This is a genomic window from Dactylosporangium sp. NBC_01737, assembly GCF_035963215.1.
GTDB lineage: Bacteria > Actinomycetota > Actinomycetes > Mycobacteriales > Micromonosporaceae > Dactylosporangium.
In genome coordinates this window covers 4,470,374-4,490,571 of sequence record NZ_CP109153.1, presented here as the reverse complement: position 1 = coordinate 4,490,571, position 20,198 = coordinate 4,470,374, and the positions used below count along the sequence as shown (strand labels likewise).

The 20,198-nt window shown below is 71.6% G+C and carries 14 protein-coding genes, 1 tRNA gene and 1 pseudogene; 8 read left to right on the top strand and 8 right to left on the bottom strand.

All coding sequences use genetic code 11. From position 1 onward, the window contains the following. Nucleotides 1-88 precede the first annotated feature (88 nt). Nucleotides 89-1,441: a hypothetical protein gene (locus OHA72_RS20445; RefSeq protein ID WP_327009394.1), complete on the top strand. Its 1,353-nt coding sequence runs from the start codon at nucleotides 89-91 to the stop codon at nucleotides 1,439-1,441. A 564-nt stretch (nucleotides 1,442-2,005) separates the two neighbouring features. Here OHA72_RS20445 and OHA72_RS20440 read toward each other — a convergent pair. Further along, a complete protein-coding gene (locus OHA72_RS20440) occupies nucleotides 2,006-3,271 on the bottom strand; it encodes a DUF2786 domain-containing protein (protein ID WP_327009393.1) in 1,266 nt (421 codons plus the stop codon). A 75-nt stretch (nucleotides 3,272-3,346) separates the two neighbouring features. Between OHA72_RS20440 and OHA72_RS20435 the strand changes: the two genes are divergently transcribed. After that, a complete protein-coding gene (locus OHA72_RS20435) occupies nucleotides 3,347-4,537 on the top strand; it encodes an FAD-dependent monooxygenase (protein ID WP_327009392.1) in 1,191 nt (396 codons plus the stop codon). On the opposite strand, the gene OHA72_RS20430 is transcribed toward OHA72_RS20435, so the two are convergent. From OHA72_RS20430 to OHA72_RS20420, 3 genes are all read right to left on the bottom strand, one after another. Then, a complete protein-coding gene (locus tag OHA72_RS20430; RefSeq protein ID WP_327009391.1) occupies nucleotides 4,473-5,834 on the bottom strand; it encodes an MFS transporter in 1,362 nt (453 codons plus the stop codon). The genes OHA72_RS20435 and OHA72_RS20430 overlap by 65 nt on opposite strands. After that, nucleotides 5,831-6,523, bottom strand: a complete 693-nt coding sequence (locus OHA72_RS20425; protein ID WP_327009390.1) for an aspartate/glutamate racemase family protein — start codon at nucleotides 6,521-6,523, stop codon at nucleotides 5,831-5,833. Before OHA72_RS20425 ends, OHA72_RS20430 begins: the two co-directional genes overlap by 4 nt. Before the next feature lie 66 nt (nucleotides 6,524-6,589). After that, nucleotides 6,590-8,029 (bottom strand): glycine hydroxymethyltransferase, encoded by a 1,440-nt coding sequence (locus OHA72_RS20420; protein WP_327009389.1) that lies wholly within the window; start codon nucleotides 8,027-8,029, stop codon nucleotides 6,590-6,592. 168 nt (nucleotides 8,030-8,197) lie between these two features. On the opposite strand from OHA72_RS20420, the gene metH reads away from it, so the two are divergent. Next, entirely contained in the window at nucleotides 8,198-11,878 is a 3,681-nt protein-coding gene (gene metH / locus OHA72_RS20415) for a methionine synthase (protein ID WP_327011618.1), read from the top strand. Here metH and OHA72_RS20410 read toward each other — a convergent pair. Continuing rightward, entirely contained in the window at nucleotides 11,863-12,600 is a 738-nt protein-coding gene (locus OHA72_RS20410) for an MFS transporter (protein WP_327009388.1), read from the bottom strand. The two genes, metH and OHA72_RS20410, sit on opposite strands and share 16 nt — an antisense overlap. A gap of 98 nt (nucleotides 12,601-12,698) precedes the next feature. Then, a complete protein-coding gene (locus OHA72_RS20405; protein WP_327009387.1) occupies nucleotides 12,699-13,148 on the bottom strand; it encodes an MFS transporter in 450 nt (149 codons plus the stop codon). A gap of 99 nt (nucleotides 13,149-13,247) precedes the next feature. Between OHA72_RS20405 and OHA72_RS20400 the strand changes: the two genes are divergently transcribed. The 3 genes from OHA72_RS20400 (at nucleotide 13,248) to OHA72_RS20390 (ending at nucleotide 16,703) form a co-directional block, all read left to right on the top strand. Then, nucleotides 13,248-14,309 (top strand): DUF5937 family protein, encoded by a 1,062-nt coding sequence (locus OHA72_RS20400; RefSeq protein ID WP_327009386.1) that lies wholly within the window; start codon nucleotides 13,248-13,250, stop codon nucleotides 14,307-14,309. An 84-nt stretch (nucleotides 14,310-14,393) separates the two neighbouring features. Beyond that, complete coding sequence (locus OHA72_RS20395; protein ID WP_327009385.1) at nucleotides 14,394-16,550, top strand: family 20 glycosylhydrolase; 2,157 nt, start codon at nucleotides 14,394-14,396, stop codon at nucleotides 16,548-16,550. Between the two features lie 81 nt (nucleotides 16,551-16,631). Next, nucleotides 16,632-16,703: transfer RNA gene (locus OHA72_RS20390), tRNA-Val, on the top strand. A 393-nt stretch (nucleotides 16,704-17,096) separates the two neighbouring features. On the opposite strand, the pseudogene OHA72_RS20385 reads toward OHA72_RS20390, so the two are convergent. Together OHA72_RS20385 and OHA72_RS20380 are read right to left on the bottom strand one after the other, a co-directional pair. Next, a pseudogene (locus tag OHA72_RS20385) lies at nucleotides 17,097-17,546 on the bottom strand (IS701 family transposase); the annotation flags it as partial. Between the two features lie 23 nt (nucleotides 17,547-17,569). After that, entirely contained in the window at nucleotides 17,570-18,052 is a 483-nt protein-coding gene (locus tag OHA72_RS20380; protein WP_327009384.1) for a nuclear transport factor 2 family protein, read from the bottom strand. Between the two features lie 77 nt (nucleotides 18,053-18,129). Here OHA72_RS20380 and OHA72_RS20375 point away from each other — a divergent pair, with 77 nt between their 5' ends. Next, complete coding sequence (locus OHA72_RS20375) at nucleotides 18,130-18,717, top strand: TetR/AcrR family transcriptional regulator (protein ID WP_327009383.1); 588 nt, start codon at nucleotides 18,130-18,132, stop codon at nucleotides 18,715-18,717. Nucleotides 18,718-18,970: 253 nt separating this feature from the next. Beyond that, nucleotides 18,971-20,167: an acyltransferase family protein gene (locus OHA72_RS20370; RefSeq protein ID WP_327009382.1), complete on the top strand. Its 1,197-nt coding sequence runs from the start codon at nucleotides 18,971-18,973 to the stop codon at nucleotides 20,165-20,167. The last annotated feature ends 31 nt before the right edge of the window (nucleotides 20,168-20,198 follow it).

Below are 20,198 nucleotides of genomic sequence, written 5' to 3'. Positions count from 1 at the left end.
GATCTCCCGCGGCCATACTCGGCGTTACATCGTCGAGTGCCGTTCCATTCGGGGGCCGGCGCCTACGCAGGCAAATGCGGGAGCACACGTGGGACGAGAACGACGACTGTCAACATCCCTCCTCACGCTCATCGTCGCGGCCGGGCTGGCCGTGGCCGGCTCACCCGCGGGGGCGGCACCGGTGCCCGACCCCGCGGCCGACGGGCCGAGCCTGGCCGGTCTGCCCGCGAAGTTCCGCTCCTGGGACGAGTTGTTCGCCGTGCAGCAGGTGCTGGACAGCGCGGCCACCCGGATCGAGGACGCCGCCGGCGCCCGGCCCGGCTCCGGATTCACCAGCCTCAGCGTCGATCCCGAGACGGCGTCGCTGACCGTCTACTGGAACGGCCCGCCGTCGGCCGCCGAGGCGACGGTCCTCGCCGCGGTGCGCCGCAGCGGGATCAAGGTCCGGCTCGTACCGGCGAGGTACTCGCGGGCGCAGCTGGACGCGCAGGTCTCGCTGATCGCCCAGGACGCCGGGGCGGCCGGCGAACAGATCGTGCGGATCACCAAACGCCCGGACGGCAGCGGCGTCGACGTCGCGGTGGCCGCGGCACCCGGGATCGACCCGAACGCTTCGCCGCCCGGCCACTCCCTGCCCCACCTGCGGGCCGCACAGGCCAACGGCCACGTGACGGTCACGCCCGCAGGCGACCCGCCGGCCCTGGCGAGCCGCCAGTACGACGACGGGTACGGCGGCCTCTCCGGCGGATCGCTCGTCAGGGCCGTCCTCCCGGACGAGGTCTCCTGGTGCTCCTCCGGTTTCGCGGTGCGCTGGAACGGCGGCGACTACCTGACCACCGCCGACCACTGCCGCTTCACCGGGTACGACGTGAAGAACGGCGACCGGGTGATCGGCCACGGCACACCCGGCCCGGGCATCTTCTACGACCTGGCGTTCATCCAGACGCCCGGCGGCAGCCTGGGCCGCATCTTCACCGGCGTCGGCGCCTACGCCCAGGGCACGCAGGGCTATCTGCCGGTGAAGACCGCCTCGCACACCAACGTCGGCGACTGGCTCTGCGTCAGCGGGGCGTTCACCGGCTGGGCCTGTTCCATCCGCGCCTCCGGCCCCACCCTCGACTGCTACAACAAGATCGACGGCGTCTGCGTCCGGGTCGAGGGCGGCATCTCCAGCGTCGGCCAGAAGGTCATGGGTGACGGCGACAGCGGCGGCCCGGTCTGGCTGCCCATCAACGGCATCACCAACCCGAACAGCGGCGTCAACGCCCGCGGGATCATCCACAGCAGCCCCGACAACGCCAGCGGGAACTTCCCCAGGTACGACTGTCTCGACCAGGTCCGGGGCGGCATCCGCGACTGCTGGACCGCGTTCTGGTTCACCGACCTCATCGACGCCATCCAGCCGTGGGTGTCGTCCGGAATGTACGTGAAGACCCTGTGACCCCCGCGCGTCCGCGGACCCGGAGCCCCGGGTCCGCGGACCCGCCCAGCCCACGGCGGCGGCCCGGAACGGAGGTGGGATGGCACTCGCCCGCAAGAAACTCGCGTCTGACGGTGATCGACGGCGTGGCGTATCGGTGGACAGTTGGGCGGCGGCCGTCATGTCGCCAGGGCCTGGGCAACGCGCCGCTCTCGTGACACCAGCACCGGTCGTGCGGTGCACCACCGATGCGAGGAACGCCGGATGGGACCCACGACAGCGCGGACCGGCGACGCGGGTCCACCTGCCGGTGCGGTTCGGAATGAATCCCGACGAGGTGGTGGCAGCGCTGGGTTCCGGGCCGGGCGTTTCCTCTGGCGGGAGTTTGGGCGTTCGAATACTTTCATACCCGCATGTGACGGCGTATTTCCGCGCGGAGGCCTTGTACTGCGTGGCGGTTGACGCGCTGATCGGTCCGCAGATCACGATGGACGGCGTGAAGCTGAGGATGTCCGGGGCTTCGGCGTGTCCCGCGCAGCGGCCCGCCGGGCCGCCTTGAAGACGTGTCGTTCCCGACTGACCCACCTAGGCCTTGTGCAGCGCCGCGCGGTCGGCGGCGGCGCGGCCGGAGTCCCAGCCCTCGTCGCTGTCGACGCGGGTGCCGCGGCCGCGCACGGTGCGGGGGAAGACGCGGTCCATCGTCTCGCGGACCTGTGCGTCGCGGGCGGCGAGCACCGGCAGCAGATCCTGCGGCAGCGCGGCCGCGGCACCGGAGCCGCCCGTCGAGCCGGCAGAGGCCTCCGCGACCGCGGCGTCGCTCGCCTGGCTGAGCCGCTCGCCGATGCGGACCGCGAACCCGACGAGGAACGACTGCCGGAACGTCTTCAGCCGGGCGCGGCCCGCCTTGCCGTTCGCCTGGCCGCCCAGCGGCTCGGCCGCCGACATGGCGCGGTTCGCCTGGACGAGCAGCGACGTGTGCAGCAGGTCGACGGCGTCGATGTCGCTGTCGAAACCGAACACGGTCGTGAATCCCAGCTCTGGCGACCACACCGTGTGGCAGCGGTTCGCGTCGGCGACGGCGGCGAGGAGGGAGGCCTTCTCGCTCTCGTACGGGTGGTCGACGCCGATCCGCCGCGCGAAGGGAACGACCGTCGCCGCCGCGCCCCGCGCGACGAGGAGCGCCTCGTCGATGCTGTGCCGGGCGATCAGCTCCTGGGCCTTCGCCGTGTACGTCTCCGCCTCGGCCGGATACGTCGTCGACTCGGCCTTCGCCAGCAGCGCCCGCACCCGATCGAGCAGCCGCACGTCGACCACACCGGGCCGGCCGCCGCGGGAGGCGCGGGACGCGCCGGCGGCAGCGGCCGCCGCGGCGGCGGTGCCGGGTGCCGGGACGAGCACCTCGATCGCCGGCAGGGTCCGCAGGATGCCCAGCAGCACCAGGACCGTGTCGAGGATCTCGATCCGGTCGACCCGCCACCGGGCGGGCAGCCGGTCGAAGTAGACGTTGTCGGCCGGCCACCAGACGGTGGCGCCGAGCGCGTCGGCCTGGGCCCGCCAGCGCGGGTCGACCGCCGCGGGCCGGAAGCCGCGCAGGTGGGCCGCGACGGCGTCGATGACGAGCAGCGTGTGCGGGGCGGTGCCGCGCCGCCCGACGACCCGGTGCAGCTCGCCGGGTTGCCAGCCGCGGTCGAACAGCCGTGCGCAGGCCGACTGCAGGGCGGTGAACAGCACCGGGTCGACCTCCGCGGCGGGCGCGACGGTCAGCGCGTCGAGGCCGCGCTCGTACCCGACGCTGCCGTCGAGCACCGCCCTGATCTGTTCTTTTGCCGTCTGTGTTGCGCCTGTCTGCACCGGGCAAGGCTACCCGTGGCCCACTGATAGGCTCCCGTCGCTGTTCGGCAGACCCTCAAACGTCGAGAAGGTGTCATGACTTCACGCATCGTAGTCATCGGGTCCGGAATCGGTGGTCTCACCGCGGCGATCGCGTTGCTGGCCGAGGGACACGAGGTCGAGGTGTACGACCAGGCGACCACGTTCGGCGCGATCGGGGCGGGGGTGTCGCTCGGCGCGAACGGCTCGCGGCTGATGGAGCGGCTCGGTCTCGGCCCGGCCCTGCGGGAGGTCGGCTCCGACCTGCACCGCATCCAGTTCCACGAGTGGCGCACCGGTGAGCTGTTCTACGAGCACCCGATGGGCGACTGGTACACCGACCGCTTCGGCGCCCCGTTCCTCGGCCTGCACCGTGCCGACCTGCAGCAGGTGCTGCTGGACGCGTTCCGGGCCGGCGGCGGCGAGGTGCGGCTCGGCCGGCGCTGCGTCGCGATCGACGAGCTGCCCGACGGGGTCGACGTCACGTTCGCCGACGGCACGAGCACCCGCGCCGACGTCCTCATCGGCGCCGACGGGGTCCGCTCGACCGTCCGGCAGCACGTCGCCGGGCCCGACGAGGCCGTGTTCGCCGGCATGAGCTGCTTCCGTGGTCTCGTCCCGGTCGACCGGGTCCCGGGCGGCGACCAGATGGGGCTGACGTTCTTCCTCGGGCCCGTCAGTCACCTCGTGGTCTATCCGGTACGGCGCGGCGAGCTGATCAACTTCGTGGCGTACACGCGGGACGAGGCGTGGACCGACGAGTCGTGGTCGGCGAAGGGCGACGCGAGCCAGGCGGTCGCCGCGTTCGAGGGGTTCAACGACACCGTGCTCGCGATGCTCGGCGCCGTGCAGGACACGGGCCGCTGGGCGTTGTTCGACCGGGAGCCGCTGCGGCAGTGGAGCACCGGGCGGGTCACGCTGCTGGGCGACGCGGCGCACCCGATGCTGCCGCACGCCGGGCAGGGCAGCAACCAGGCCGTCGAGGACGTGGCGGTGCTCGCGCACTTCCTGGGGCAGCCGGACCTGAAGGTCGGCGAGGCCCTGGCGGCGTACGAGACGGTCCGCAAGCCACGCGCCCGGCAGCTGCAGATCGGGTCGCGGGGCAACGCGAAGTGCTTCCAGGTGCCCGACGGCCCCGAGGCCCAGGCCCGCAACGAACGCCTCGCCAACCTGCCCGACATGGTCAGCTGGATTCACGGGTACGACGCCCACGCGGACCTGCGAGCGGCGCCGGAACCCGCGGTGTAGGTGCGCTCACCGGGGTTGCGGTGCGCAGCGCGACGAGGGCCGCGGCCAGCAGATAGGTGCCGGCCGCGACCAGCATGGCGGTGGCGAAGCCGCCGATCGCGCCGAGGACCGCGACCCCGAGGGCGCTGCCGACCTGGCGCAGCGTGTTGAGCAGCCCGCTCGCCACGCCCGCGTGGCCGTCGGGCGCGACCTGCAGCGTCAGCGAGGTCGCGGCGGTCATCGCGGTGTCGATGCCGAACCCGACGACGAACAGCGCGACGAGCACCGCCGGCAGCGCCCCCTGCATGCACGCCGCGAGCGCGGCGAAGCCGGCGGCGCCGGTGAGCAGGCCGGTCAGCATCGCGGTGCGCGGGCCGAAGCGGTGGGTGGCCCAGCCGCCGAAGGGGGACCCGACGACGGCGCCGGCGGCCTGCACCGCGAGGGCGACACCGGTGAGCAGCGGCGACAGGTGGCGCTGCTGCTGCAGGTACAACGTGACCAGGAAGAACTGCCCGTAGAAGCCGAAGTTCAGGGCGAACCCCGTGATCACCGTCGCCCGCAGCGCGCGGTGGCGCAGCAGGTCCGGGCGCAGCATCGGGGCCGGGTGGCGGCGCTGGAGCGCGACGAACAGCCCGAGGACCGCCGCCCCGCCGGCGACCAGGGCCGCGCCGGTGAGCGGATCGGCGCGGTACGCGATGCAGCCGGCGACGAGCAGCGCCAGCCCGCCCGCCGATGTGACCACGCCGCGGACGTCGACGCGGGCGCCCGGGACCACCGGCGGGTCGACCAGGCCCTTGCCGACGCACAGGACGAGCACGGCGAACGGCACGTTGAGCAGGAACAGCGACGGCCAGCCGGCGACGGTGAGCAGCGCGCCGCCGAGCAACGGGCCTGCGGCGGCCGCGACCCCGCCGAGACCGCCCCACAGGCCGATGATCCTGGCCTGCGCCGCCGGTTCGGGGTACGTGGAGCGGATCAGGGCGAGGGAGCTCGGCATGAGCACCGCCGCGCCGACGCCCTGCACGACCCGCCCGGCGATCAGCCACGCACCGCCGCCGCCGGGCAGGCTGCCCGCGCACGCGCACAGGACCGAGCCGAGCGCGAAGATCGACACGCCGCCGTGGTACGACCTGCGCGCCCCGAACCGGTCGGCGAGCGAACCACCGGCGAGGACGAGCGCCGCGAACACGACCGTGTACGCGTCGACGACCCACTGCAGGGTCGCGGTGCCGCCACCGATCGACGGCAGCGCGACGGTCACGATCGTGCTGTCGAGCATGACCAGGAAGAAGCCGAGACAGACCGCGACGGCCCTCATGCGCGGGTCAGCGCGTCGGCGCACGCGGCGACGAGGCAGGTGAGGCTGTCCACGACCGGGGTGACGCGCGACAGGCCGTCGCGCAGGACCGTCAGGTCGGTGCAGCCGAGCAGCACCCCGTCGGCGTTGGTGACGGCGCCTGCCGCCGAGGCCGCGGCGCGCACGGCGGCGTCGAGGTCGCGCGGGCCGTGCAGTGCGCCGACGCAGCGTTCGACGAGGGCGACGACATGGGACTGGTCGGCGGGGCGCAGGATCTCGATGCCGCGCAGCCGGGCCGCCGCGTACGCCTCGTGGTCGACGCTGGTGCCGGTGGCGAGCAGGACCAGCCGGTGCAGGCCACGCGCGGCCGCGGCGTCGATGGTCTCGTTGACCATGTCGATGAGCTTCAGGTGCCGCCCGGCGAGCAGCGGGCGCAGGTGGCGGTGGAAGGTGTTGCAGGGCATCGCGACGAGGTCGCAGCCGGCCCGTTCGAGGGTGTCGAGGGCGGTGCCGAGCAGCGCGTCGATCTCCGCGTGCTCCGCGGCGGCGAGGGTGCCGGCGAGGGCCGCGTGGACGAGGCGCAGCGGCAGCGGCTGGCTGTGCACCAGCAGGTCCGGCCAGCTCCCGGTGCGGGCCTCGACCTCCGCGACGAGCAACCGGTAGAACTCGATCGTGGCGACCGGACCGACGCCACCGATGACACCCAGCATGCACCCACCCCCGTGGCCCGAAACCGTACCCGCCGGTCGATGTCCGGCGGGTACGGCGGCGGGTACTCAGTGCAGGGTGATCTCGGGGTACAGCGGGAATCCGGCGAGCAGGTCGGACGCCTGGCCGGACACCTTCGCCGCGACCGACCCGTCGAGGGTGTACTTCGCCTTCGAGTCCGCGGCCGGCCGGGTGCTGGTCAGCACGGTGGTGATGAGCTCGGCGATGGTGTCCATCTCGGCGACGCCCAGGCCGCGGGTGGTCAGCGCCGGGGTGCCGATGCGCACGCCGGAGGTGTACCACGCGCCGTTGGGGTCCTGCGGGATCGCGTTGCGGTTGGTGACGATGCCCGCGTCCAGCAGCGCCGCCTCCGCCTGCCGCCCGGTGAGACCGGTGGGGGCGCCGCCCAGCTGCGAGGCATCGATGAGCACCAGGTGGTTCTCGGTGCCGCCGGTGACGAGGCGGACCCCGCGGCGCTGCAGCCCGTCGGCGAGGGCGGCGGCGTTGTCGACGACCCGCTGGGCGTAGTCGCGGAACGACGCGGTGCGGGCCTCGGCGAGCGCGACGGCCTTGGCGGCCATGACGTGCGGCAGCGGACCGCCGAGCACCATCGGGCAGCCGCGGTCGACCTGGTCGGCGAGCTCCGGCTGGCACAGGACCATGCCGCCGCGCGGGCCGCGCAGGGTCTTGTGGGTCGTGGTGGTGACGATGTGGGCGTGCGGCACCGGGTCGAAGTCGCCGGTGAAGACCTTGCCGGCGACCAGCCCGGCGAAGTGCGCCATGTCGACCATGAGGGTGGCGCCGACCTCGTCGGCGATCTCGCGCATGATCGCGAAGTTCACCTTCCGGGGGTACGCCGAATAGCCACCGACGATGATCATCGGGCGGAACTCGCGGGCGGTCTCGCGCAGCGCGTCGTAGTCCAGCAGGCCCGTCTCCGGGTTGGTGCCGTAGCTGCGCTGGTGGAACATCTTGCCGGAGATGTTGGGCCGGAAGCCGTGGGTCAGGTGCCCGCCGGCGTCCAGGGACATGCCGAGCATCCGCTGGTCGCCGAAGTCGTGGCGGAGCCTCGCCCAGTCACTCTCGGTGAGGTCGTTGACCTGCCGGACGCCGGTCTCCTTGAGGAACGGCGCCTCGACGCGCTGGGCCAGCACCGCCCAGAAGGCGACGAGGTTGGCGTCGATCCCAGAATGTGGTTGGACATATGCGTGTGATGCGCCGAACAGTTCACGGGCGTGTTCCGCGGCGATCGACTCGACGGTGTCGACCTGCTGGCAGCCGGCGTAGAAACGGCGGCCGACGGTGCCCTCGGCGTACTTGTCGCTGAGCCAGTTGCCCATCGCCAGCAGCGTGGCCGGCGAGGCGTAATTCTCGCTGGCGATGAGCTTGAGGGACTCGCGCTGGGCGGTCAGCTCACGGGCGATGGCATCCGCGATCCGCGGCTCCACGGCCCGGACCACGTCGAGTGCGGCATTGACCGCGATCGATTCCGAACTTTGCGCGCTCATGACGGGACCCCTTGACTGTGTGACGGCCAACCACGGTAACAGGCTAGAATCTACGGTCGGGGCGAGAGGCGCTGCGACGGGTCATCGACGATCCGCCACGCTCGACCTGGATTCACTCTCTGTAAGGGCGCCTTCCGTCTCACCCACGGAAGGTGGATACTCGTGACGATGACAGCGGCGGCGATTGCAGGCCTGCGCAAGCTGCTCGACGAGCGGGTGGTCGTCCTCGACGGCGCATGGGGCACCATGTTGCAGATGGCCGGCCTCAAGCCCGCCGACTACCGCGCGGACCTGATCGCCCCGGATCACCTCCAGGATGTCACCGGCGACCCGGATCTGCTCAACCTCACCCGGCCCGACGTGGTCCTCGACGTGCACCGGCAATACCTGGCCGCGGGCGCCGACATCACCACCACCAACACGTTCACCGCCACCACGATCGCCCAGGCCGACTACGGCCTGGAGTCGCTGGTCCGCGACATGAACGTGCAGGGCGCGCGGCTGGCCCGGCAGGCGGCGGACGAATGCTCCACCCCGGACCGCCCGCGGTTCGTGGCCGGCTCGGTCGGCCCGCTCAACGTCACCCTGTCGCTGTCGCCGCGGGTCGACGACCCGTCCTACCGGGCGGTGACGTTCGACACGGTCCGCGCCGCGTACGCCGACCAGATCAGCGCGCTCGTCGAGGGCGGCGTCGACCTGCTGCTCATCGAGACGATCTTCGACACGCTCAACGTGAAGGCCGCCGTCGCCGCCGCCCGCGAGGTCGCGCCGGACCTGCCGCTGTGGATCTCGGTCACCATCGTCGACCTGAGCGGCCGGACGCTGTCCGGGCAGACCGTCGAGGCGTTCTGGCGCTCGGTCGAGCACGCCGAGCCGCTCATCGTCGGCGTCAACTGCTCCCTCGGCGCCGCCGAGATGCGCCCGCACGTCGCGGACCTGGCCCGCCTCGCCGAGACGTACGTCGCCGCGCACCCCAACGCGGGCCTGCCCAACGCGTTCGGCGGCTACGACCAGACCCCGGCCGAGACGTCCGGCCTGCTCGCCGGTTTCGTGTCCGACCGGCTGGTCAACGTCGTCGGCGGCTGCTGCGGCACGACGCCCGCACACATCGGCAGGATCGCCGAGGCGGTCCGCGGGATGGCTCCCCGGCAGGTCCCGGCGCGCGTCCCGGCGACCCGGTTCAGCGGGCTGGAGCCGTTCGAGATCGGCCCCGACACCGGCTTCGTCATGATCGGTGAGCGGACCAACGTCACCGGCTCGAAGCGCTTCCGCCGGCTCATCGAGTCCGACGACCACCAGGGCGCGGTCGACGTCGCCCTCGAGCAGGTCCGCGGCGGCGCCAACCTCCTCGACGTCAACATGGACGCCGACCTGCTCGACAGCGAGCAGGCGATGACCACGTTCCTCAACCTCATCGCCACCGAGCCTGAGGTCGCCCGCATCCCGATCATGATCGACAGCTCCCGCTGGAGCGTCCTTGAGGCCGGCCTCAAGTGCGTGCAGGGCAAGGGCGTCGTCAACTCGATCAGCCTCAAGGAGGGCGAGGAGTCGTTCCTGGAGCAGGCCAGGGTCATCCGCTCCTACGGCGCCGGCGTCGTGGTCATGGCGTTCGACGAGCTCGGCCAGGCCGACACCACCCAGCGCAAGGTCGACATCTGCGGCCGGGCGTACGACCTGCTCGTGCACCGCGCCGGCTTCGCCCCCGAGGACATCATCTTCGACCCGAACGTCCTCGCCGTCGCCACCGGCATCGCCGAGCACAACGGGTACGCCAAGGCGTTCATCGACGCGCTGCCTCTGATCAAGCAGCGCTGCCCCGGCGCGCGCACCAGCGGCGGCATCTCCAACCTGTCGTTCTCCTTCCGCGGCAACGACGTCGTCCGCGAGGCCATGCACTCCGCGTTCCTGCTCCACGCGGTCCGTGCCGGCCTCGACATGGGCATCGTCAACGCCGGCCAGCTGGCCGTGTACGCCGACATCCCCGCCGACCTGCTCGAGCTCGTCGAGGACGTCCTGTTCGACCGGCGCGAGGACGCCACGGACCGGCTCGTCACGTTCGCCGGCACGGTCAGCGGCTCCGGCACCGCCCGGGTCGTGGACCTGTCGTGGCGTGAGGCCCCTGTCCGGGAGCGGCTCTCCCACGCCCTCGTGCACGGCATCGTCGACTTCATCGAGGAGGACACCGAGGAGGCGCGCCTCTCGGCGAAGCGCCCCCTGGAGGTGATCGAGGGCCCGCTGATGGACGGCATGAAGGTCGTCGGTGACCTCTTCGGCGCCGGCAAGATGTTCCTGCCGCAGGTCGTCAAGAGCGCCCGCGTGATGAAGCGCTCCGTCGCCTACCTCGAGCCGTTCATGGAGGCCGAGAAGGAGCTCGCCCGCGCCGAGGCGAAGGCCCAGGGCCTCGCCGAGGCCGCTCCCGGCCGCAGCGGCCAGGGCAAGGTCGTCATGGCGACCGTCAAGGGCGACGTGCACGACATCGGCAAGAACATCGTCGGCGTCGTCCTCGGCTGCAACAACTACGAGGTCATCGACCTCGGCGTCATGGTCCCCGCCGCGAAGATCCTCGACACCGCGGTCGCGGAGGGCGCCGACGCGATCGGCCTGTCAGGTCTCATCACCCCGTCGCTGGATGAGATGGTCGCGGTTGCCGCCGAGATGCAGCGCCGCGGCCTGAAGCTGCCCCTGCTCATCGGCGGCGCCACCACGTCGCGGCAGCACACGGCGGTGCGGGTGGCTCCGGCGTACGAGGGCAACACCGTCCACGTGCAGGACGCCTCCCGCGTGGTCGGGGTCGTCGCCGGCCTGCTGGACCCGGATCGGGTCGAGCAGCTCACCACCGACAACCGCGACGAGCAGGAGCGCCTGCGCCGCCAGCACGCCGAGCGCCGCCACACCGCGCTGCTCACCCTCGCGCAGGCCCGCGGCAACGCCTCCGACGTGTCGTTCGCGCAGCTGCCGGCGCCGGACTTCACCGGTGTACGGATCGTCGAGCCCGCCCTGCAGACGCTCCGCGAGATGATCGACTGGCAGTTCTTCTTCCTCGCGTGGGAGCTGAAGGGCAAGTACCCGGCGATCCTCGACCAGCCGGTGGCCGCCGAGCTGTTCGCCGAGGGCAACGCCCTGCTCGACGAGATCATCGCCAACGGCTCGCTGACTGCCCGCGGCGCCTACGGCTTCTGGCCCGCGGCCGCCGTCGGCGACGACATCGTCCTGGACGCCGACGTGGCGGGGCGGCGCGTCACGTTTCCGATGCTGCGCCAGCAGACCGAGAAGCCGGAGGGCCGCCCCAACCGCAGCCTCGCCGACTACATCGCCCCGGCGACCTCGGAGGCGGCGTTCCCGGACCACCTCGGCGGTTTCGCGGTCGCCATCCACGGCGCCGAGGACCTCGCCGCCCGGTACGAGGCGGAGAACGACGACTACCGCGCCATCATGGTCAAGGCCCTCGCGGACCGGCTTGCCGAGGCGTTCGCGGAGTACATCCACCTCGAGGCCCGCCGCGCCTGGTTCGAGCCCGGCGCGACCCCGGCCCTGGAGGATCTGCACGCCGAGCGGTTCCGCGGCATCCGCCCGGCGCTGGGCTACCCGGCAAGCCCCGACCACTCGCTCAAGCAGGCCCTGTTCGACCTGCTCGAAGCGGACAAGCTCGGCCTCGCCCTGACCGAGTCGTTCGCGATGACCCCGGCCGCGGCGGTCAGCGGCCTGATCTTCGCCCACCCGGACTCGCGTTACTTCACGGTCGGCCGCATCAACCGCGACCAGGTCGAGGACTACGCCACCCGCCGCGGCCTGCCGGTCGCCGAGATCGAGCGCTGGCTGCGCCCCAACCTCGCCTACGACCCGGCCTGACCCCACGACCGCTCCCTCGGCGCCCACGGGCGCCGGGGGACCTGCGGAGTTGAGGGCGCCGCGGGAGTTGAGGGCGCTGCCGGTTCGGGGGCCCAGCGGTGCACCGCGTACGCGCCGAGGAGGGTCGTGCCCGCCAGCAGTGACCACAGCAGGGCCGGGGAGGCGGCGAGCAGGGCGAGGAGCAGCGCGGGGGCGACGGCGTTGGCGAGGCCGGTGGACAGCTGCCATCGCGCCAGGGCGTGGCCGAGGCGGTGCGGAGCAGCGGCAGCGGTGACGAGGGCGGTGCCGCTGCCCGCGTAGAGGATCTCGCCCAGGGTGTACGCCACTGCCACGGCGCAGATGGCGGCGAGTCCGGTCGCGGTGCCGCCCGCCGCGCCGCAGGCCCAGAAGCCCAGGTAGGAGGCGGCGAGCAGGACGCCGGAAGCGGCCAGGACGGCGCGGCGGGAGCGGTGCCCGAGGCGCACGACGAGGTACACCTGCAGGGCGACGACGAGCACGGTGTTGCCGGCGAACAGGATCGCCGACCATGCCGGGGAGGCGCCGAGGTGGTCGGTCAGGACGACCGGGATCGCGACCTCCAGGACGGCGAAGCACAGCGCGAACGGCAGGTTCGCCCACACGAGCACCGCCATGCCGGGCACCCGGGTGCCGTGACCCGGGGCGTCCGGGACCGGGGCGTCCGGCGACGTGCGCACAGCGGCGGCGGTCGCGGGCACCGGCACGGTGAGGACGAGGACCGCCGCGGCCGCGTACCCGGCGGCGGTGCCCGCGGCCAGCAGGCGCAGCGCGTCCGGGCCGCCGGTGACGGCGAGCGCCGCGATCAGCGCGCCCGCGCCGAGGCCGGCGTTGCGCAGGGAGCGGGCCGCGGCGAGGGCGCGTCGGCCGGTTCGGGAGCGGTCAGCGTGGCGACGAGCGCGGCGTGCGCGGGCGGCCAGACCTGGTTGCCGATGCCGAGCAGCAGCGACGCGACGCTGAACGCGGGGACGCCGTGCGCGGCGAGCAGGACGCCGACGCCGGCGACCCGGATCAGCAGCGTCGCGACGACCGGCAGGACCCGGCTCCGGAACGGGTGGGTGCCCGCGTCGATCCAGCGGCCGGTGAGCGGCACCGCGACCAGCCCGGCGAGGAGACCGGCGGACAGGGCAAGACCGGTGGCGGCCGCGGGCAGGTGCAGGACGCTCAGGCCGTACACCACGAGAAACGGGCGCAACAGACCCGCGCCGATCGCGTCGACGGTGAGGGCGGCCGCATAACGGGGACCGAATCGCATGGTGGCCACGGTGCGGCGGCGCCCCTCGCGGGAGCACGCGGATTGACGGGACCCGTCAAGCGGCGCCACGCGCGGGCCGTCCGCTGGCACGATGGTGGGGTGGCGCTGACGATCGACATCACGGCGATGCCCGCGGAGCGGTGCGTGTTCGCGCCGTCGCCCCTGGCCGAGCTCACGTCGATGCTGCACGTGCTCGCGGAGCCGGCGCACCACCCGGCGCTGCAGGCGTGGGCCGGCGCGACGCTCGCGGGGCTCAAGCCGGCGCTGGCCGACCGGCTGCTGGAGGCCGAGTTCCTGTGGCGGTCCTCGCGCGCGGACTTCCTCGTGCCGGGGCGTCCGGGGCCGACGCTGGAGGCGGAGCTCGACGCCGTCGACGCCATCCCCGACGAGACGTACGTGGCGGCTGCGCTGGTCATGAGCTGCGGCTCTCCGCGGCTGGCCCGAGACCTGGACCGGGCGCTGGAGCTGGCGCTCGCGCGTGGCCCGCGGCAGGCGGCGTTCGCGGAGCGGCTGATCATCGACCCGGCGGCGGTGCGGGCCGCGGTCCGGGACCTGCTCCAGGCGTGCGCGGAGGCGTTCTTCCACGACGCCTGGCGGCAGGTCGAGCACCAGCTCGCCGCCGACGCCCGGCACAAGGCCGACCTGTTCGCCCGGCACGGCCTGGCGGCGGCGCTCGCGGCGGTGTCGCCGGCCGTCACCCTGGTCACCGACGCGGCCGGCAGCAGGATCCGCCTCGACAAGCTCCAGGACAGTGCGACGAGTGCCGTCGGTGACGGCGTCACGTTCATCCCGTCGGTGTACGGGCGGCCGCACCTGCTCACCGTCCACGCGCCGGGCTGGCGGCCGGTGGTGCAGTACCCGGCGGCCGATCGCCACGACGGGCGCCCGCTGCCGATGGATCTGGTGCGGCGGCGGCTCGACGCGCTCGCGCACCCGGTGCGGCAGCGGCTGTGCCGGACCCTGGCGCGCGGGCCGCACACGACCGGCGAGCTGGCCGAGGCGTGGCACCTGACCCCGCCGGAGGTGTCGCGGCACCTGGCCGTGCTGAAGCAGGCCGGGCTGCTGCAGACGACGCGCCGCGGCCGGTACGTGCGGCACCACCTCGACATCACGGCGACCGCGGCGCTCGGCGTGGACCTGCTCGCGGCGCTGCTGCGATGACACAGCTATGACGCCCTTGACAGTGGGGCAGTGGAGGACATCAATTAACAGGAAACTTTACAATGAGTTTCACTGGAGGACGCCGTGCACCGTCCCACCCCGCCCCGGCCCGCGCTGCTCGCCGCGGCGCTCGCCCTCGCGACCGTCACCGTCGGTGTCGTGTGGACCGTCGCGGCTCCGCCGGCGGACGCCGCCGTGGTGAGCCTCCAGGACGTGGTGCCCGCGCCGGCGTCCGTGCAGCCGGCCGCCGGTGTCACGTTCACCGTCACCGCCGGCACCGGCATCCAGAGCGAGTCCGCCGACGTCGGCAACGCCCTCGCCGCGCTGCTGCGCCCCTCGACCGGCTTCGCGCTGCCGGTCACCGTGGGCAGCGGCACGCCGGCCGGCGGCATCGCGCTGCTGCTGTCCGGCGCCGACGCCAGCGTTGGCGCCGAGGGCTACCAGCTCGACGTCACCGCGTCCCTGCTCACGATCCGCGCGCAGACGGCGGCCGGCCTCTACCACGGCATCCAGACCCTCCGGCAGCTGCTACCGCCGGCCGTCGAGGCCAGGACCGTGCAGAGCGGCCCGTGGACCGTCGCCGGCGGGCGGATCATCGACCGGCCCCGGTACGCGTACCGCGGCGCCATGCTCGACGTCTCCCGCCACTTCTTCGGCGTCGACGTGGTCAAGCGGTACATCGACGAGATCGCCCAGTACAAGATGAACGTCCTGCACCTGCACCTCAGCGACGACCAGGGCTGGCGCATCGTCGTGGACGCGTGGCCGCGCCTGGCCACCGTGGGCGGCAGCACCCAGGTCGGCGGCGGCGCCGGCGGCTACTACACGAAGGCCCAGTACACCGACCTCGTCGCGTACGCGGCCGCCCGCCACATCACCGTCGTGCCCGAGATCGACATGCCGGGCCACACCAACGCGGCGCTCGCCTCGTACGCCGAGCTCAACTGCAACGGCGTCGCGCCCGCGCCGTACACCGGCACCGAGGTCGGCTTCAGCTCGCTGTGCGTCGCCAAGGAGGTCACGTACACCTTCGTGCAGCAGGTGCTCAACGAGCTGGCCGCCATCACGCCCGGCGCCTACCTGCACGTCGGCGGCGACGAGGCGCACAGCACCCCCGAGGCGGACTACCGCACGTTCATGAACCGCGTCCAGCCCTTCGTCGGCGCCGCCGGCAAGACCGTCATGGGCTGGCACCAGATCGGCCAGGCCGACCACACCGCGGGCCGCGTCGCGCAGTACTGGGGCACCACCACCTCCGACGCCGACCTCAGCTCCGCCGTCGCCAAGGGCGACAAGGTCCTGCTGTCCCCGGCGAACAAGACGTACCTGGACATGAAGTACACCAACGCGACCCCGCTGGGCCTGACCTGGGCGGGCCTGATCGAGGTGCAGACCGCCTACAACTGGGACCCGGCCACCTACCTGCCGGGCGTCCCGGCCGCCTCCGTCCTCGGCGTCGAAGCTCCACTGTGGACCGAGACCATCCGCACCATGGCGGACATCGAGTTCATGGCCTTCCCGCGCCTGCCCGCCCTGGCGGAGCTGGCGTGGTCGCCGCAGTCGGCCCGCAACTGGGACACGTTCAAGGTGCGGCTGGGTGCGCAGGGGCCGCGCTGGACGGTGCAGGGGATCAACTACTACCGGTCCCCGCAGGTGCCGTGGGGCACGCTGCCGTCGGCGTCCCCCTCGGTGTCGCGGTCGGTCTCGCCTTCCGCGTCGCCGTCGCCCTCCGCGTCGCCGTCGCGGTCGCCGTCAACCTCGCCGTCCACCTCGCCGTCCACCTCGCCGTCCGCGTCGTCGTCCGCCTCGCCTTCCACCTCGCCTTCCGCGTCGTCGCCGCCCGCCGGGGTGCTCGCCAACGGCGGGTTCGAGACGGGGTCGCTCGCGCCGTGGACCGGCAGCCGCTGCTCCGTGGTGAGCACCCCGGTCCGCTCCGGCACGAAGGCCCTCGCCGGCGACGTGACGGCCGGCGACACCGCGCAGTGCCAGCAGACGGTAGCGGTCCAGCCGAACCGCACGTACCGGCTCACCGGGTACGTGCGCGGCAGCTACGTGTACATCGGCGCCACTGGCACCGGCGTCAACGCCAGCACCTGGACCCCGGGCACCGGCAACGCCTACGCCCCGCTCACCGTCACCTTCACCACCGGCGCCACCACCACGTCGGTGACGGTCTTCGTCCACGGCTGGTACGGCCAGCCCTCCTACTACGCGGACGACTTCACCCTCACTCTGGTGTGACCCGCCCGCACCGTCCCCGACGACACCCGGCAACCGATGTGCGGTTTGCCGGGTGGATCGGGTAGAGTGCACAGACGTCGCGGGCGATTGGCGCAGCGGGAGCGCGCTTCGTTCACACCGAAGAGGTCACTGGTTCGATCCCAGTATCGCCCACCGCAGGTCAGAGGCCGTTTCCGATAATCGGAAACGGCCTCTTTCGTACCCTGCATGACTGATTGCGCGACTAATACGGCATCCGTCGTTCGAGATCATGGCTGGGGTTCAAGGTTGAGGCGGCGGGCGTAGTGGGATTGTTTGGCGCGGAGTTGGTGTTGGCGTCGCCATCCTGACCAGCGCAAACGATGGATACGGTCACGGACGGGTTCGATGAGGAACGCGTTGACAAGACGGCGGATCTCGTTGACGGTTAGCTCGATCATGGTCGGCGGGGCAGGGTCGTTGCCGCGACCGCGGCTGTCGGCGACGCAGATTGCCGGGACGGCCAAAGTGGCCATGGCCAGAGTCGTGAAGCGGTGCCAGGAGTTCCAGCGCCGGACTTGCCGTAGGCCTCGTCCGCTCCGGGTCGTCGGTCCAGGACACTGGCAGGTAGGAGCGACGGTCGATCAGAGTGTGCCCATGCCGGCCGGCGTAGGTCATGAATACGGCGACCTGAGCGTTCTCGATCCGCCCTGCGGTGCCGGTGTATTGACGTTGGACCCCGACGCTGTGGGTCCCCTTCTTCAGATCCCCGGTCTCATCGGGGACCAGTACGCCATCACGATCACCGAGGCGCTGCACGAGCTCTGCTCGCACGTCGTCGCGGACGGCGTCCGCGTCCCACACCGCCCGGTACAGCAGCCGCTGCATCGCGTCCGGGCGTGTCCGGCATGTTCCGCGAGTTGCCAACTGCTTTTCACCCTCGAGATCGGCCAGCAGGCCGGTCACGAACCCGGCCGCCGCGCGACGCGTTTCGACCCGCGCGAATCGGCCCGCGAACGCGCCCAGCACCTGATCCAGGACCTGCTGCCAGCCAGCAGCGTCTACGCGGTGGCCGCCCTGCGTCCACCGGACCGGTCCAAGGTTCCGAACGAAGGCCGCCGTTCAACGTTGCCGACGCTGGCCAGGGTTTCGGCCAGTACCAGAGGGTTGAGGTAGTCGCGGTACGAGACGACCAGGCCGTCCCTGATCCGCAAAACGGCAATGATCGTCTGGTGCAAAGGTGCGTCCGTGGGGATCACGGTGCCGTGAGCCTCGTATTCGACGATCACCACCTCCGGGTCGGTGGTCTCGTGAATGACCGTGTTGCGGTACTCGTCGAACTTGACGAGACCGTTGGCTAGCGCGGTCAGGAACTCGCGAATCTGGTCGCGGCCCTCCACGCGGCCCGGGACGCCTTCGGGTCGGTACGGCCACTCGATATAGCCGTCCGCCGCGAACAGGTTGACGAACGTTTCAGTGTCCTGCTCGCGGCTCGCGCGCAGGATCCGCTCGACGACTTCGCGTGATGTGGAGGCCACGGCCACCCCCTTCATTGAACGCCTGTTGATTGAACGAGCGTAGAACGTACAGGCCCGTCGGTCAACGGCCGTAGAATGAACCCGTGACTGAATCGAGCCCCCGGCCCACCAGGACGCAGCAGCGCCGCCAGAGCGAGGAGCGCATCCTCGCCGCGGCCCGTCACATCTTCGCCGAGCTCGGCTACGACCGGACCACGATCCGGGCCGTGGCGTCGACTGCCGGTGTCGACGCCGGTCTGGTCATGCACTACTTCGGCAGCAAGGACCTGCTCTTCGCCCGGGCCGTCGAGGTGCCCGCCGATGAGCTGCCCGACGGCACCTCAGGCGAGGTGGCCGAGGCGCTGCTCGCATCGCTGGGCCGGCGCCTGACCGGCGAGCCTGCGGCCTCCCTGGCGGTACTGCGCTCGATGCTCACCAATGCCGACGCCGCTGATCGTTACCGGACCGCCGGTGAGCCCCAACTCAACCAACTCACCGAGGCGATACCGACGGCCGACGCCGACCTGCGCGCAAGCCTGCTCAGCGCGATCATCCACGGCGTGATAGCCGAGCGATACCTGCTACGCCTCACGCACCTCGCGGACGCCTCACCCGAGCAGATCATCGACCTACTGCGCCCGTGCTTCCAAAGTCTGACCACACCTCCGCCGACATCGGTGAAGCCCCAGTAAAATGACCGTGGCGTCGACCGCCCCGGCGATGATCGCGAACGGCGGCTGCCGTACCAGCGTCGTTCACCCCCGAACCACCAGACGAGGCACCACCACACCCAGCACTCCGGGCACCGCGGCAGTCTCACGACAGCGCCTCACCCAGCGCCACGAACACCGCCCGCGCACCCTGCAGCACGGCGTTCGTCACCCGCACCACCTCGGCCCGCTTCGGCCGCGCCCAGCCGGCAGCATCCGTACGCTACGATGCCGCATGCTCCAGCCATCCTCCCCGGCCCAAACCCCCCAGCAGCCCAACAAAACCGGCCGGCTACTTGTACTCGACGGGCTGCGAATCTTCGCCGCCCTCTTCGTCGTATTTTTCCACTGGGTGGGTCAGGGTCAACAGGCATGGGGTAAAGAGGCGTCCATGCCGCAACTCTTTCCCATCCTCCATACATTTGCACAGTACGGCTGGATGGGTGTTCACCTCTTCTTCCTGATCAGCGGCTTCGTCATCTGCATGACCGCCTGGGGAAAGTCATTGGGGGACTATTTTCTCTCCCGCGTGGTGCGGCTCTACCCGGCGTTCTGGTTCTCCGTCCTCGCAACAACAGCGGTGGTGACCCTGCTGCCAGTGCAGACCCATCGGTTGCCCTGGTCGCAGGTAGCATTCAACCTGACGATGATCGCCGAGCCCGCCAATGTTCCGCTCGTCGACGGCGTCTACTGGACACTCTGGACCGAGCTGAAGTTCTATCTCCTCTTTGCGCTGGTGGTGTGGCGCGGCGTGACCTATCGAAGGGTCGTCTTCTTCTGCGTCCTGTGGGCAGTCGCATCACTGGCCGCTACCGCATCGCACAACGCCCTGCTAACGGCGGTCTTCACGCCGAACCTGTCCATGTTCTTTGTCGGCGGAATAGCGTTCTACCTGATGTATCGATTCCGGCCGACCGGCGTTCTCTGGGGCATCGTCGGCTTCTCGTGGCTGCAAACCCAGTACGTCATGGCGGCCCAAGCACCTATCGCCACCTTGTCCACCGGGGCGACGCAGCGCTGGTGGATCAGCGTACTGCTGGTGACCATCTTCTACGCCGCCATGGCGGGAGTCGCGCTCGGCTGGCTGTCCTGGGTGCGGTGGCAGTGGTTGACGGTGGCTGGGGCGTTGACGTATCCGCTCTACCTGCTTCATGACGTCATCGGCTTCACCATGATCCGTTGGCTCCACCGCGCCATACCGCACTGGCCGCTGATGCTCGGTCTCCTCGCCGCCATGCTGGTGCTGGCGTGGCTTGTGCACAGATTCGTTGAACGGCCTGTGTCGGCTTTGTTGAAACGATGGATACGGCATGGGATTGCTGATATTCGCGCCGAGCGGACTGGCTACAGCGTCTCGGTTGGTGGCGAGGAGACCAAGGCGCAGGGGCTGGTTGCCGCTGCCGTCGAACCGGCGATCGGCGCGCACCGCTGATCCGCCGACCATCAGCTGTCGGGCGCGATCC